This is a genomic window from Aeromonas sp. 600479, from assembly GCF_049175515.1.
GTDB lineage: Bacteria > Pseudomonadota > Gammaproteobacteria > Enterobacterales > Aeromonadaceae > Aeromonas > Aeromonas veronii_A.
This window is the reverse complement of sequence record NZ_JAAKVF010000009.1, coordinates 40,677-54,995: the sequence shown is the minus strand read 5'-3', so window position 1 is coordinate 54,995 and position 14,319 is coordinate 40,677. Positions and strand designations below refer to the sequence as shown.

The following is a 14,319-nucleotide window of genomic DNA, read 5'->3' as shown; positions in this document are numbered from 1 at the left end:
TTTTCGAAACTAGACTGTCCAGTTTGATTGTGGAGGAAAAATGAACATTTCACCCCGTAGTCAGCAGAAGCGGGCTGCGATCCTCGATGCTGCCGGGCGGCTCTTCTGTCAGCACGGTCTGCATCTGGTCAGCATGGACATGGTGGCCAGTGAAGCGGGCGTTTCCAAGCAGACGGTCTACAGCCATTTTGCCAACAAGGAGTCGCTGTTTGCCGAGGCGGTGGGCAGCAAGTGCGTCAGCAGCGAGCTGATGCCGGAGGTGTTGCTGCGTGGCAACAATGTGCGGGAGAGCCTGATTGCCTTTGGTCGCAGCTTTCGCAAGTTGATCCTGAGCGATGATGCCATCAATATCTTTCGCACCTGCATCAGCTGCAACGATGCCCAGCTGGCCACCCTTTTTTTCGAGGCGGGCCCGCTCTATGTGACCGAGATGCTGTCCAACTGGCTGGAGCAGCAGAAGCAGCAAGGCCTGCTTTGCCATCAAGACAGTGAACAGGCCGCCTTGCAGCTGTTGCTGATGTGGCAGGGCAAGGAGCGAATGCTCCGTGAGCTGGGTCTGCCGTTGACCCAGAGCGCTGCCGAGCAGGATGCCTGGACCCTGAGTTGTGTCGATCTCTTCCTGACCGCCGCCGCTCCCCCGCAAAAATAATGGAGGTGGCAATGAGCCACACAGTGACAGATGCCCAGCGCAAGTGGCTGCCCCTGTTGGCGGCGGTCGGTTTCTTTATGCAGGCGCTGGATGGCACCATTCTCAACACCGCCCTGCCCAGCATGGCTGAGACTTTGGGGGAGAGCCCGCTGCAGATGCAGTCGGTGATCATCGCCTACATGCTGACGGTGGCGCTGCTGATCCCGGCCTCCGGCTGGCTGGCAGACAGATTCGGTACCCGCCGCATCTATCTGGCCGCCATCTCGCTCTTTACCCTCGGCTCGCTCGCCTGTGCCGCCTCCAATTCCCTCTCCATGCTGGTGGCCGCCCGTGTGCTTCAGGGGATTGGCGGTGCGCTGCTGATGCCGGTGGGACGGTTGGCGGTGCTGCGGGTCTATGACAAGCACGAGCTGCTGCGGGTGATGTCGTTTGTCACCATCCCGGGGCTGCTCGGCCCGTTGATGGGGCCGGCGCTCGGTGGCTGGCTGGTGGAAGTGGCGAGCTGGCACTGGGTATTTCTCATCAACTTGCCGGTGGGGTTGCTCGGCTTTATCGCCAGCTGGCACTTTATGCCGGAGCTGCGGCAGCAGACCGCCCGGTTCGATTGGCAGGGCTTTGTGATGTTCAGCGTCGGCATGGTGCTGGTGTCGGTCGGCTTGCAGGGGCTGGGGGAGCACAGCATCTCCACCGGTTGGGCGCTGTTTGCACTGATCTTCGGCTTGGCGGCGATGGCGAGCTACTGGCTCTATGCCGCCAATGCACCGCAGCCGCTCTTTAGTCTGAACCTGTTCAAGACCGCCACCTTTGCCATCGGCATCTGGGGCAACCTGTTTGCCCGCCTCGGCAGCGGCGCCATGCCCTTCCTCACCCCGCTGTTTTTGCAGCTGGGGCTCGGTTTCTCGCCAAGCAAGGCGGGGATGACCATGATCCCCACCGTGATTGGCGCCATGCTGACCAAGACGCTGGTGAACAAGCTTATTCCGAAGGTGGGCTATCGCCGCATCCTGATCGGCAACACCCTGCTACTGGGGGCGATGATCGCCAGCTTCTATTTCATCGATAACCAGCTCCCCTACTGGGTCTTGCTGGGCTGGCTGGCGATCTTCGGCGCCATCAACTCGCTGCAGTTCTCCGCCATGAACACGCTCACGCTGCAAGATCTCAGCCCGACCCTGGCCAGCAGTGGCAACGGTCTGCTCTCGGTGGTGATGCAGCTCTCCATGAGTTTGGGGGTGGCGATTGCCGCCAGCCTGCTCGGGCTCTTCTCGGCGGGTACCTCAGCGGGCACCTTAGTGGCCGAGGGCCAGTGGCTGGCCGGGTTCCATCTTACCTACCTCTGTGTCGGGCTGCTCTCCATGCTGGCGGCGCTCATCTTCGCCCAGCTGGCGCGCGATGGGGCTACGCCGTCGGCGCGGGCAGATAGCTGACCTCGCAGGGGAGCTGCGCCAGCACTTCGGCCAGATGCTCGGTCGCCAGCAGAAAGGTCTGCTCCGGGTGGCCCGGAGTCCAGGTGAAGGCGGTGTGGTTGAGCAGTTGCGGATCCACCAGTAGCGGAATATCGGCACGGGGCAGGAAGGGGCAGACCGCCCCCGGCAGGCAGCCGATCTCCGCCTGCATCTCTTCGGCGGTGCAGATGGAGGGCTTGGCACCGAGTGCGGCCTTGACCGCCTTGTTGTCGAGCCGTCCGTCCCTGTGGGTCAGCAGCAGGGCGAAGCGGCCATCCTTGAACTTGAGAAACAGGGTCTTGCTGAACTCCGCCTGCCAGCCGAGGCGGGCCTTGACCTTTTCATCGGTGGCGTAGTCGAGGATGGGCTCGTGCTCGTAGCGCTGGTGGGGCAGTTCGGCCAGTAGCTGGCAGTTGAAATGGTGAATGGTATCGAGTGGCATGAGGTTCTCCTGTAGTGGGTGCTATCCTGCCAGCCTCGCAGGGTCAGGCCCAATGACACTTTCTTATCCGTGATAAGCAACCCTGACCGTGAAAACAACAAGGGCGCCGTGAGGCGCCCTTGTTGATCAGTGATGCTGCAATTCGCACGCTTCCCAGTGAAAGGGAATGGGGCACAGCTGCTGGGAGGCCTTGTCATAGGCTTGCCACAGCTCGCCCATGGTGCGGCCATCGACCGGGTGGCGCAGATTGGGGGCCAGTTCGGCCAGTGGCCACAGCACGAAGGCGTTGGTGAGCACTTCACCGCGCGGCAGCACCAGCGGGGTGTCGCAGACCAGATCGCCATAGAGCAGCAGATCGAGATCCAGGGTGCGCGGGGCGAACTTCTTGGCATCCGGCTCGCGGCCGTGGGCGAACTCCATGGCCCGCAGTCGCTGGCAGACGGTGGTCAGCGGCAGATCGGTCTCGGCAGCCGCCACCAGGTTGTAGAAGGGGCGGCCGTTGAAGCCGACCGCCTCGCTCTCGAATACCCGTGAGACCCGCAGCTCACCAAATTCGGCGTGCAGGGCATCGAGCCCGGCGCGAATATGGCGATCCCGCTCGATGTTGGAGCCCAGGCTGATATAGATGGTGGTCATCAGTTGCTGCTCGCGGCTGGCGTGCGATGGCGCAGGATCTCGACGCCGACCCCGGCGGCATTGGGCACGGCGCCCGGCTTGGTGAGGGTCACCTTGACCCACTGCACCCGCTCATCGGCCAACACCAGCATGGCAACCTGTTCGGCCATGGTTTCGACCAGTTCGACCACCTTGCCGCTGACATGCTCGCAAATCTTGTTGGAGAGATCGGCATAATCCAGTGCCAGATTGATATCGTCGGTTGCGGCGGCGGGACGGTTGTCGAACCCCATCTCGAGGTCGAAACAGAGTTTCTGGCGAATGCCCTTCTCCCACTCATATACACCGATAGTGGTCAAAACTTCGAGTCCGCGAATAAACACCTTGTCCATGACAGTACTTCTTCTTTACTCTTGATGGGCTGTGATGACAGCGCAGGGATGCAGGCTCGGCAAGCAGTTTGCCGCGCGGTCGGTTTGGGCGACACGCTTTTGGGCAAGCCCGAGCCAGCGCCAGAGAATGTGGCCCGCATCATACCCCATTCATATCGTGGTAAAAACGACCAAGATGACGGCCCTGACGATTTTGATGATTATTCTGGCCTACCTGGGTGGTTCTCTATCCAGTGCCGTGCTGGTTTCCCGGATCACGGGTCTGCCGGATCCCCGTGACCATGGCTCGCACAACCCGGGGGCCACCAATGTACTGCGCCTCGGCGGGCGCATGGCGGCGCTGGTGGTACTGCTGCTCGATGTGCTCAAGGGGACAGCTCCCGTCTATCTCGCCTGGTATCTGCAGATCAAACCCGTCTACCTTGGCTTTATCGGGGTTGCCGCTTGTCTTGGCCACATGTATCCCCTCTTCTTTCATTTTCGTGGCGGCAAAGGGGTGGCTACGGCGCTCGGTACCATGCTGCCCATCGGCTTTACCATGGGAGGAGCGGTGATCGGTACCTGGCTGCTGGTGCTACTGGTGAGCGGCTACTCTTCGCTGGCCTCCATTATTACTGTGCTGCTGACGCCGCTCTTTACCTATCTACTCAAACCCGAATATACCCTGCCAGTCTCCCTGCTCTCCTGCCTCATTCTGATCCGCCATCACGAGAACATCTCCCGCCTGCTTAAGGGGGAAGAACCCAGAGTCTGGGGGCGAAAACGTGCTGCCAGTGCCAAGGAAGTGGCAGAAATAGCCAATGTTGCGCAAAAAAGAGACGAACGAGACAAAAAGTGAAATTTCCCGTTGACCATCCGCCTTAAAATCCGTTTAATAGCGCCCACGCCCAGATAGCTCAGTCGGTAGAGCAGGGGATTGAAAATCCCCGTGTCGGCGGTTCGATTCCGTCTCTGGGCACCAAATTTTGGTGCCATGAAATAAAAATTTGTTCATGCACAATGGTTTAAAGTGTGCCGGCTTAGCTCAGTAGGTAGAGCAACTGACTTGTAATCAGTAGGTCACCAGTTCGATTCCGGTAGCCGGCACCATTTGCCCAGATAGCTCAGTCGGTAGAGCAGGGGATTGAAAATCCCCGTGTCGGCGGTTCGATTCCGTCTCTGGGCACCACTAATAATTCCTCCTTAGCTCAGTCGGTAGAGCGACGGACTGTTAATCCGCAGGTCGCTGGTTCGAGCCCAGCAGGAGGAGCCAAACCGAAAAGCCCTTGTCGCAAGACAAGGGCTTTTTTTCTTTGGTTCAATACCACTTTTTACCATAACAACAATCACACACGCACAGAATGACGGCAGGATAGATATGGAAAATCAAGTAGTTATAGAGTCAAAGGGGCGACTGGCCACCATCCGCGAGTGGCTTGAGCCCGTGCTGGTGCTGCTGATCCTGGGCAGCCTGTTTGGCTACCTCGGCAGCCAGATGGGCCTCTCCGCCATGGTCAACACCCTGTTCAATACCGCTCACCAGCTGTTGCTCAATACCGTGCTCTTCATCATGGGGATCACCGTACTTTCCGGCGCCCTCAGCCAGCTGCTGAGCGAATTCGGGGTGATCCGCCTGCTGGAGGTACTGTTGGCCCCCCTGATGAAGCCGGTGTTCCGCTTGCCGGGACGTACCGCGCTGGCGGCGCTGATGACCTTCTTCTCCGATAACCCGGCGGTGATCAGCCTTGCCAAGGACAGCCGCTTTCGCAAGGGCTTCACTCCGTGGCAACTGGTGTCGCTCACCAACTTCGGTACCGCCTTCGGGATGGGCCTGATCGTGGTCACCTTTATGGCCACCCTGCAACTGCCGGGCGGCGAGTCCACCGCCAGCGCGGCGCTGATCGGTCTGCTCGGTGCTCTGGTTGGCTCGGTAGTCTCTACCCGACTGATGCAGCGAATGATCCGTCCGCTGGTGGGTGAGGTGCTGGATGATGAGCCGACGGATGCCAAGGGGCACAAGGTCGGGGTCAGTAAAGAGGCGGCGCCGGGCTGGCTGCGGATCCTCAACTCGTTGCTCGATGGCGGCAAATCCGGCGTGGAGCTGGGGATGGCGGTGATCCCGGGCGTGCTGATCATCAGCACCTTCGTCATGCTGCTCACCTTCGGCCCGGGGGAGAAGGGCTATACCGGTGAAGCCTTCCAGGGGGTTGCCTTGCTGCCGGTATTGGCTGCCAAGGCTGGCTGGCTGTTTGACCTGCTATTCGGCTTCCAGCAGCCGGAGCTGGTCGCCTTCCCGGCTACCTCGCTCGGCGCAGTGGGTGCCGCCATGTCGCTGGTGCCCCCCTTTATCGCCAAGGGGTGGATCACCGGTAACGAGGTCGCGGTGTTTACCGCCATGGGGATGTGCTGGAGCGGCTTTTTGAGCACCCACACCGCCATGCTCGATGCCCTCGGCTATCGCCATCTCACCTCCCGCGCCATTGTCGCCCATACGGTCGGCGGCTTGTGCGCCGGGGTGGCCGCACACCAGCTTTATATGCTGCTGGGCTGAGCAGAGTGAAAAGAGAGAGGGGCGCTGCGGCGCCCCTCTCTGTATCCTGCAGACGAAACTCGCCTATTCGTTATGGCCGATCAGGCACTGTGCGATCACCGCTTCCGGCATCATCTCCCGCAGCCCGGCGATCAGTTTTTCCCCCGCCTCATGCAGCGCAGCCAGCGGCATCTCGGGCAGGCTCTCCAGAATGAACCACATCTGGCCCGAATCGACACTCAATCGGGTGCGTACACCCTGCCGCCAGTTCCAGCGCCGACAGGTGACCCCCTTGTCATCCCGCCAGACGACCTCGCCGGGCTCCACTGGTTCGTGGGTCGGCTCGCCCCCCTTCATGGTATCGAACCGCTCGCTGCCATCGGCCACCACCAGTCGCGGCAGTCCCTCATAGGCAAGCAGGTTTTCGCCCCCCACCGGAATGGCGTAACGGATACTGATGGCGTTGTAGAGATCGACCACGGGATCGATGGCGGGCAGGTTGCCATCGCGGGCGACCCGTTTTCTCAGAGCTTCGGCGGAACAGGGAGTCCGCTGCGGCTTGGCGCCGAACTTTCTGAATAGATCGCCCCAGGCGGCGAGATGCGCCTCTGCCCACGGCACATCGGCAGTCAGCATGGCGGTGCAGGCTTCATCAAGGGCGCGTGCCCCCACGTTCGGGTCAACCACGGCTGCGGCCTGCACCGTGATGCTCAGAGCGCGAAAGCTGGGAGCCAACTGGCTGACTTCGGGGGAGATATAGGGGGTGATCAGGGACATAGCGACTCCATAAAACGAACGAGGCTGGGAGAAGGCGGTTGCCGGCCAGCATAGCGGCAACGGCAAATCCGGTTTGAGAGCCATCTTGCGCGAACATTTTAGATAAGAAAATTTACATGATCTTAATAGCCATAAGTTTCATGAATGAAAAATGATGTGTTCAAGGAGATGGCGGGCATGTACCGGTATATAGCGAAGAGTAGCCCTGCGGTTTCCGGTTCGTTGCGGCAATACCCCTTTGCCGCCTTGATCTGCAGCGGCAGCCGCTGGCCGTCCGGCTCTCTTGTGATGCCCTCAGTTGTCATGCCCAAGCACGAGGCGGTCACTCAAATCGCTTGATTGCTCAATGAGTTGGCTATGGCTGGCGTTTTTTCATCGTTCTGGCCCCGCTTATGCATTTCTCTTGGCAACACCATCAAGGGTCGTTGTCGCGGAGAGATATCATGATCAGCAGCCTGCTTCCCCTTGCCTCGATCGCCCTCAAGCTGGGCAGCCAGCTGCTTGGCAGCAGTAGCAAACCCCAGCCCGTGCAGCCTGCCGTACAGGAGGAGCACCTAGCCCCGACCGTCCAGAGCCTGTTCCAGCGACTTGGTATCAAGGATGCCGATAGCGAACAAAACCGCTCGGCCATCAACCACTTTATGGGGGAGCTGATGCAGACCCTGGGGCAGGAGAATGGTGGCCAATCCCTCACGGCTGCCATCGACAGCGCCCGCAATCAGCTGGCGAGCGGCACCCAGAGTACACGCCTCGATGCGCTGCAAAGCGAGCTCGATACCCTCAAGGATTCCCTCGGTGCCAGCCATCTCAACCTCGATCAGCTGCTCGGCGCCTTTAAACAGACCCTGCCCAATGGCAAGGGAGATGGGGTTGGCAAGCTGCTAAATGCCAGCGCGTGAACGGTGGCAAGCAATAAAAAACGGCAACCTCGGGTTGCCGTTTCTGTTTTTGGTTTAACACGTTATGAGGGAGGTGATGGCGGGTTTTCCATGTCGCTGGCTACTTCTACCTGCCCTCTTGCGTACAAAGCGTGAGCTGCCTCTTGGCGATCCGCTGCCTCCTTGTTCTGACTGAGTTTGAACTTGCCGACTAGCCCAGTTATCTCGATTTCGATTCCCACCACAGCAGCCACTTTGGCCTCGAGATAGTCTCGGGGGGCATCTGCCATTTTCCATGGGGTCGGTTCTCCGGCCTCATGATGACGAGTCAGATTTGCCAGCAGGCGGCGTACGAAGCGGGCATCGTCGCGAATCTGGATGCGACCGTGAGCATGCACAACGCTGTAGTTCCAGGTCGGTACCTGCTGGTGATGCGCTTTCTTGCTTGGATACCAGTTAGGGGAGATATAGGCATCTGCAGCCTTGAAGATCACCAGGACTTCGTCCCCATCCCTGGCCTCTTGCCAGAGCGGATTGTTGCGGGCTACATGGGCACGTAGGACGCCATGCTTCCCACTCTCCGTGTCCAGTTCGAACGGAAGATGGTTCGCATCCAGCCCCCGCTCACCGTGGGTGATCAGCGCTCCTAGCGGATGTGCCTGCATCAGTTTATGCAGAGCTTCGGGGTCATCGGTGGCGAAATAAGGTGGTAGATACATGCAGACTCCTTTATCGATAGTTGGCTTCCATGCATAACGCATCGGATGCCCATTCTTGCGTCAGCAGGGACATCAAGCGATAGCCGGGGAATAAAAAGAGGGCCTAAGCCCTCTCGTCACATATCACCAACCGCGATCAACCCACCCGTTTGGCCAGCCACTGTTCGGCGGCAGTCAGGGCTGCTTCTACCTGCTCCCGGGCAACGCCGCCTTTGGCAACCCGTTTGGCCAGTGTCGCTTCCAGTTCCAGATTGGGGTAGACGTCGAACTCGATTACCGGGCTGAAGCGCTGGAACTCGCCGATGGAGAGCTCCTCCAGCGGTTTGCCCACGCTGATGGCAAAGACCACGGTTTCACCGACGATATGGTGCGCCTCACGGAATGGAATCCCCTTGGCCACCAGATAGTCCGCCAGCTCGGTGGCGTTGGCGTAGCCGCCCTGCGCCGCCGCCATGGTGCGCTCACCATTCACCCTCAGATCGATCAGCACCAGCGCCGCCATATCGAGGCAGTCGTGCCAGGTATCGAGGGCATCAAACAGCCCTTCCTTGTCTTCCTGCATGTCCTTGTTGTAGGCCAGCGGCAGCGCCTTGAGGCTCATCAGCATGCCCATCTGGGCGCCGACCACCCGGCCGGTCTTGCCGCGGATCAGCTCCAGCGCATCGGGGTTCTTCTTCTGCGGCATCAGCGACGAGCCGGAAGTGACCGCATCGGAGAGCTCGACAAAGCCCGCCTCGCCGGTGTTGTAGAAGATGAGATCTTCGGCAAAGCGCGACAGGTGGGTCATGGAGAGGGACGCCACGTGCATCAGCTCCACCACGTGATCCCGGTCTGAGACCGAATCCAGGCTGTTGCGGGTGGCAGCGGCAAAGCCCATGTCCAGCGCCAGCGCTTCACGGTCGATGGCATAGGCGGTGCCTGCCAGCGCGCCGCAGCCGAGCGGGCTGGTGTCGAGCCGCTTCAGCGCATCCTGCAGCCGGGAGTAATCCCGCTCCAGCATCTCCACATAGGCCAGCGCCCAGTGAGCGAAGGTGACCGGTTGGGCCCGCTGCAGGTGGGTGTAACCGGGCAGCACGGCAGCCTGATTGGCACGGGCGGAGGCGACCAGCCCCTGCTGCAGGGCGGTGATGGAGCCGAGCAGCAGCTCGCCCTGCGCCTTGCACCAGAGTTTCAAGTCGGTGGCGACCTGATCGTTGCGCGAGCGGCCGGTGTGCAGCTTTTTGCCAAGATCGCCGACGGCGGCGATAAGCGCGCTCTCGACCCAGGAGTGGATATCTTCGGCGTCCGAGCTCAGGATCTGTTGGGGATCCTGCTGCACCGAGGTGAGCAGCACTTCCATCGCCTGTTGCAGTTTGCCCTGCTCATCGGCGGTCAACACGCCCACTTTCACCAGCGCTCGGGCCCAGGCCATGGAGCCCTGAATATCCTGCTCCGCCAAGCGGTAATCGAACCGCAAGGAATCGTTGAATTGCTTGAACCGGCTATCGGCTCCCTGACTGAAGCGTCCACCCCAAAGTGCCATACTGCTCTCCTTGAATGCGTTGTCGGCGGCGCCCTGGCCACCGAGCTTGAAATCGTGCCCTGTTTTTCTGCGAGCCTGTTATCTCACAGAAGCGGCCGGGGCGCTGCCGCTCTTGTCACACCCGCCGATGATGGCTCAGGGGCCATGCCCTCGGCCTATAGAAGAGGGGGCCATGCCCCCTCAACGGAATCAACGGGTTATCGCGCTTGCTTAACCGTGGGTGTGATCGCCACCGATGGCCTGATGCTGTTCCTTCATGGCGCGGATCCGGCTGGCCAGGGTGTAGAGGCGGATAAAGCCTTCGGCATGGCTCTGGTCATACACTTCGTCGGCGCCGAAGGTGGCGAAGTCTTCGGAGTAGAGGCTGTTCGGCGACTTTTTCTGCACCGCAGTGACCTGACCTTTGTACATCTTCAGCACCACTTCACCATCGAGATCTTCGGCGATGGCGTTGGCAGAGGCGAGGATCGCCTTGCACAGCGGGGTGAACCAGCGGCCGTCATAGACCAGATGGGAGAACTCGGCACCCAGCTTTTCCCGCCAGGCGCGGGTCGGGCGATCCAGTACCAGCTCTTCCACGGCGCGCAGCGCGGCGACCATCACGGTACCGCCCGGGGTTTCGTAGCAGCCACGGGACTTCATCCCCACCATCCGGTTTTCGGTGATGTCGATGCGGCCCACGCCGTGCTTGCCGGCACGCTCGTTCAGGGTCATCAGGATCTGGTGCGGGCTGAGCGGCTGGTCGTCAACGGCTACCACTTCACCCTGCGCCACGGTCAGCTTGACGTACTCCGGCTGATCCGGTGCCTGCTCGGCCGGTACGGTCCACTGCCAGACCGCTTCGGAGGGCTCGTTCCAGGTGCTCTCCAGCTCGCCACCCTCGGTGGAGATGTGCCAGGCGTTGGCGTCGCGGCTGTAGATCTTCTTCAGGGTCGCCTTGCAGGGGATGTTGCGGGTCTCCAGATAGGAGAGCAGATCTTCCCGGGAGCGCATGTCCCAGATCCGCCACGGGGCGATCACTTTCAGCTGGGGCGCCAGCGCGGCGACCGCACCTTCGAAACGCACCTGATCGTTACCCTTGCCGGTGCAACCGTGGGAGATGGCATCGGCCCCTTCCGCCAGCGCGGCCTCGACCATCGCCTTGGCGATCACCGGACGGGCCATGGAGGTGCCCAGCAGATAGGTGCCCTCATAGACAGCGCCAGTCTTCAGGGTCGGGTAGACGTACTCTTTGACGAACTCTTCCCGCAGATCCTTGATGATGCACTTGGTGGCGCCGGAGGCGATGGCCTTCTGCTCGATCCCTTCCAGATCGTCGCGCTCCTGACCGACGTCGGCCACGAAGGCGATGATTTCGGCGTCATAGTGCTCTTTGAGCCAGGGGATGATGGCCGAGGTATCCAGTCCACCCGAGTAAGCCAGTACGATCTTGTTGATTCCGCTCATTTTACTTCTCTCCATGATGATTCAATAAAAGGGTCGTGATTCAGGTTGAGTGCCGCGTTACTTGTTGCCGAGAAGGGTCAGCAACACGGCGTTCTGGATATGCATCCGGTTTTCGGCCTCGTCCATGATGAGGGAGGCGGGGCCATCCATCACCTGCGAGGTGATCTCCAGCTCCCGGTGCGCCGGTTGGCAGTGCAGCACATGTGCAATGCCGGTGCGGTCGAGCAGGGCCTGATTGATCTGGTAAGGCATAAAGAGGTCTTTGACCTGCTCCATCGGGGTGTTGTCACCCATGGAGACCCAGGTATCTGTGTAGGCCACGTCGAACCCTTCAATATCCGCCACGTCATCGCTGATGTGGATGGTTGCCCCCGACTTGGCCGCCAATGCCTGCGCCTGCAGGAAGATCTGGGTATCCGGGCCGTGGCCTTTCGGGCAGATCAGGGTCACGTCGGTGCCCAGGGTCGCCCCCAGCAGCAGCAGAGAGTGGCTGACGTTGTTGCCATCACCGAGGTAGGCAAGCTTCACCTTCGACAGATCGTCGTAGTGCTCGGCAATGGTCATAAAGTCGGCCAGCCCCTGACAGGGGTGGTAGAGGTTGCACAGGCTGTTCACTACCGGCACTGTGCCGTGCTCTGCCAGCTCGACCAGGGTCTGGTGATCGAACACCCGGGCGACGATGGCATCACACCAGCGGGACAGGTTGGCAGCGAAATCCTTCACCGACTCCCGCTTGCCCAGCGCGCCGTTTTGCTGATCCAGATAGACGCTGTGGCCGCCCAGTTTGGCGATGCCGATGTCGAAGGTGACCCGGGTGCGCAGGGAGGGTTTTTCGAACAGAGTGACCACGCTCTTGCCGGCCAGCGCCTGGCTGTACTTCTTCGGGTCGGCCTTGACCGCTTTGCCCAGCGCAATCAGCGCCTCGATCTGGGCTTTGTTCAGATCACTGTCTTTCAGAAGATGTTGCATCGGATGTTCCTTGTTCCGGTGGAGATCAAATGGCCACTTGGGTGCCGACCGCGCCGCCAGCCAGCAGCTTGAGCAGCTGATCCGGGTAGCGCCAGCTGGCGACACAAACCGGCTTGCCGAGGGTCTCGGCAGCGTGCAGGGCGGCTTCTACCTTGACCGCCATACCATCGCGGATCACCCCTTTCTCCATCAGATCCAGCGCGGTCAGCTTGTCGAGCTGGGGCACCAGCTTGCCCTTGCCATCGAGGATGCCGCTCACATCGGAGAGCATCACCAGATCGGCACCAAGGGCCTCGGCAATGGCGGTGGCTGCCTGATCCGCGTTGACGTTCATCAGTTGCCCGTCGGCGGTGATGCCAATGGAGCTCACCACCGGCAGGAAGCCCTGACCGAGGATGCCCGCCACCAGTGCCGGGTTGCCCGGCTTGCACTCGCCGACTGCACCGAGATCCGGGTCGAGCTGGGTCACCTGACAGAGGCCGCCATCTGCCAGACAGAGCCCCACCGCCGGAATACCTGTGGCGATCGCCTTGGCCATCATCTGCTTGTTGGCAGTGCCCGCCAGCGCCCCGGCAATGAAGGGGATCTGCTCGAACGGGGTCACCCGCAGGCCGTTCTTTTTGGTGGAGGTGAGGCCCAGCCCCTTGAGCAGGTCATCCACCAGACAGCCACCGCCGTGCACCAGCACCAGCGGACGGTGCTGATCATCGAGAAAGGTTTTGAGGGTGGCGAACAGGGCGGTCAGCGCCTCGTCGTTCTCGATAAGGGCGCCGCCCAGCTTGATTACCAACGTCTGTTTGTCCATGTTCGAGATCCTTCCTAAGTCCTTAAATCAGGCCGGTGGCCGGTTCAAAACCAAATTTGATATTTATGCACTGCATGGCTTGCGAGGCGGCGCCCTTGAGCAGGTTGTCGATGGCAGAGACCACCACCAGCATGTTGCCCTGCTGTTGCCAGGCGATATCGCAGTAAGGGGTGTTTGCCACACCGCGAATAGAGGGCATCTGGCCGGTGAGGCGCACCAGCGGCTTGCCTTCATAAGCCTTGAGGAAGGCCTGATCCACCTGAGTGGGGGTGACGCCGTCCGCCAGCTGCACATAGATGGTGGCCAGAATGCCGCGCACATAGTTGCCAAGGTGGGGCTGGAACAGCACCTCCTTGCCGAGGTGATGGCTGATCTCCGGCTGGTGTCTGTGATTGAAGGTGCCGTAGGGATTGAGGCTCACTTCGCAGAAGCTGGTGTTGATGGCCGCCTTGCGACCGGCGCCGGAAACCCCGGAGACGGCGTTGATGATGGGCTGCCACCCCTTGGCAATCAGACCATCCTGCTGCAGCGGCTTGAGAGCGCACAGCGATGCGGTCGGGTAGCAACCCGGCACCGCAATCAGCTGGGCGGTAGCGATGGCATCGGCATTCCACTCCGCCAGGCCATAGACGGCCTGATCCAGCCACTGCTCGCTGTCGTGGGTGAAGCCGTAGAAGCTGTCGTAGAAGCCCTGATCCTTGACCCGGAAGGCGCCGGAGAGATCGAACACCGGCAGCCCCTTGGCGAGAAACTTGGGTGCCAGCTCGGCGCTCACCTCGTGGGCGGTGGCCAACAGTACCAGATCGGCCTGGGTCAGGATCCGGGTCATGCCATCGTCGTCCAGCGGCAGCAGCGGCTGATCGAGGGCGCCTACCCACTGGGGATGCAGGGAAGAGAAGCGCTTGTGGGCATCCTGACTGCCGGCGGAGACGTAGAGGCCGAACAGTTTGAGTTGTGGATGGTTCTGTACCAGTGCGGCCAGTTCGGCTCCCGCGTAGCCACTGGCACCGACGATAACGGTGTTAAGCATGTTGAATATTCCAAGTCAGAGTTCGAGATTCACAGCATGGAGCTGCAGTGCATGGGGTTCATTCACCCCGGTGCACCGTCTTGATAAAACAAGTGCGGAGGGGCGATTCAGGCGGGTGTGT

General features: G+C 60.8%; 15 protein-coding genes and 4 tRNA genes. 9 read left to right on the top strand and 10 right to left on the bottom strand.

The genetic code is table 11. The annotated features are described in order from the left end of the window. The first annotated feature begins 40 nt into the window (after positions 1-40). Together G5149_RS11275 and mdtD are read left to right on the top strand one after the other, a co-directional pair. Positions 41-649 carry a TetR/AcrR family transcriptional regulator gene (locus G5149_RS11275; RefSeq protein ID WP_005355070.1) on the top strand — a complete coding sequence of 203 codons (609 nt, stop codon included), beginning with the start codon at positions 41-43 and terminating at the stop codon, positions 647-649. Between the two features lie 11 nt (positions 650-660). Further along, on the top strand, positions 661-2,076 hold the full coding sequence (mdtD, locus tag G5149_RS11270; protein WP_167567079.1) for a multidrug transporter subunit MdtD: 1,416 nt from the start codon (positions 661-663) through the stop codon (positions 2,074-2,076). On the opposite strand, the gene G5149_RS11265 is transcribed toward mdtD, so the two are convergent. From G5149_RS11265 to folB, 3 genes are all read right to left on the bottom strand, one after another. Further along, positions 2,048-2,536, bottom strand: a complete 489-nt coding sequence (locus G5149_RS11265; RefSeq protein ID WP_005336108.1) for a YbaK/EbsC family protein — start codon at positions 2,534-2,536, stop codon at positions 2,048-2,050. The genes mdtD and G5149_RS11265 overlap by 29 nt on opposite strands. 126 nt (positions 2,537-2,662) lie before the next feature. Continuing rightward, positions 2,663-3,172 (bottom strand): 2-amino-4-hydroxy-6-hydroxymethyldihydropteridine diphosphokinase, encoded by a 510-nt coding sequence (gene folK / locus G5149_RS11260; protein WP_040068957.1) that lies wholly within the window; start codon positions 3,170-3,172, stop codon positions 2,663-2,665. Then, positions 3,172-3,543: a dihydroneopterin aldolase gene (folB, locus tag G5149_RS11255; protein ID WP_005341634.1), complete on the bottom strand. Its 372-nt coding sequence runs from the start codon at positions 3,541-3,543 to the stop codon at positions 3,172-3,174. The genes folK and folB overlap by 1 nt, the downstream gene beginning before the upstream one ends. Positions 3,544-3,718: 175 nt before the next feature. Here folB and plsY point away from each other — a divergent pair, with 175 nt between their 5' ends. The 6 genes from plsY (at position 3,719) to G5149_RS11225 (ending at position 6,073) form a co-directional block, all read left to right on the top strand. Further along, positions 3,719-4,381, top strand: coding sequence for a glycerol-3-phosphate 1-O-acyltransferase PlsY (gene plsY / locus G5149_RS11250; protein ID WP_041233993.1), 663 nt, complete (start codon positions 3,719-3,721; stop codon positions 4,379-4,381). Positions 4,382-4,428: 47 nt separating this feature from the next. Next, a tRNA-Phe gene (locus G5149_RS11245) sits at positions 4,429-4,504 on the top strand. A 52-nt stretch (positions 4,505-4,556) separates the two neighbouring features. Continuing rightward, positions 4,557-4,632 (top strand) — tRNA-Thr (locus tag G5149_RS11240). A gap of 3 nt (positions 4,633-4,635) precedes the next feature. Further along, positions 4,636-4,711, top strand: a tRNA-Phe gene (locus G5149_RS11235). A gap of 8 nt (positions 4,712-4,719) precedes the next feature. Beyond that, positions 4,720-4,795 (top strand) — tRNA-Asn (locus G5149_RS11230). 105 nt (positions 4,796-4,900) lie between these two features. After that, positions 4,901-6,073, top strand: a complete 1,173-nt coding sequence (locus tag G5149_RS11225; RefSeq protein WP_337073386.1) for a CD0519/CD1768 family membrane protein — start codon at positions 4,901-4,903, stop codon at positions 6,071-6,073. Between the two features lie 63 nt (positions 6,074-6,136). Here G5149_RS11225 and G5149_RS11220 read toward each other — a convergent pair whose 3' ends face one another. Continuing rightward, a complete protein-coding gene (locus tag G5149_RS11220) occupies positions 6,137-6,829 on the bottom strand; it encodes a B3/4 domain-containing protein (protein WP_421212451.1) in 693 nt (230 codons plus the stop codon). Positions 6,830-7,272: 443 nt separating this feature from the next. Here G5149_RS11220 and G5149_RS11215 point away from each other — a divergent pair, with 443 nt between their 5' ends. After that, entirely contained in the window at positions 7,273-7,728 is a 456-nt protein-coding gene (locus tag G5149_RS11215; protein ID WP_201938577.1) for a hypothetical protein, read from the top strand. A gap of 62 nt (positions 7,729-7,790) precedes the next feature. Here G5149_RS11215 and G5149_RS11210 read toward each other — a convergent pair whose 3' ends face one another. From G5149_RS11210 to argC, 6 genes are all read right to left on the bottom strand, one after another. Next, the gene (locus tag G5149_RS11210; protein WP_216980006.1) at positions 7,791-8,426 is read right to left on the bottom strand and encodes an FMN-binding negative transcriptional regulator; all 636 of its coding nucleotides are present in this window, start codon (positions 8,424-8,426) and stop codon (positions 7,791-7,793) included. Positions 8,427-8,562: 136 nt separating this feature from the next. After that, on the bottom strand, positions 8,563-9,948 hold the full coding sequence (gene argH / locus G5149_RS11205; protein WP_421212450.1) for an argininosuccinate lyase: 1,386 nt from the start codon (positions 9,946-9,948) through the stop codon (positions 8,563-8,565). A 210-nt stretch (positions 9,949-10,158) separates the two neighbouring features. Next, positions 10,159-11,394, bottom strand: a complete 1,236-nt coding sequence (locus G5149_RS11200) for an argininosuccinate synthase (protein WP_033115910.1) — start codon at positions 11,392-11,394, stop codon at positions 10,159-10,161. A 57-nt stretch (positions 11,395-11,451) separates the two neighbouring features. Next, positions 11,452-12,363, bottom strand: coding sequence for an ornithine carbamoyltransferase (locus tag G5149_RS11195; protein ID WP_201968011.1), 912 nt, complete (start codon positions 12,361-12,363; stop codon positions 11,452-11,454). 25 nt (positions 12,364-12,388) lie between these two features. Beyond that, a complete protein-coding gene (argB, locus tag G5149_RS11190; RefSeq protein WP_101348150.1) occupies positions 12,389-13,168 on the bottom strand; it encodes an acetylglutamate kinase in 780 nt (259 codons plus the stop codon). Positions 13,169-13,190: 22 nt separating this feature from the next. Beyond that, positions 13,191-14,198, bottom strand: a complete 1,008-nt coding sequence (argC, locus tag G5149_RS11185; protein WP_110304444.1) for an N-acetyl-gamma-glutamyl-phosphate reductase — start codon at positions 14,196-14,198, stop codon at positions 13,191-13,193. Positions 14,199-14,319 lie beyond the last annotated feature (121 nt).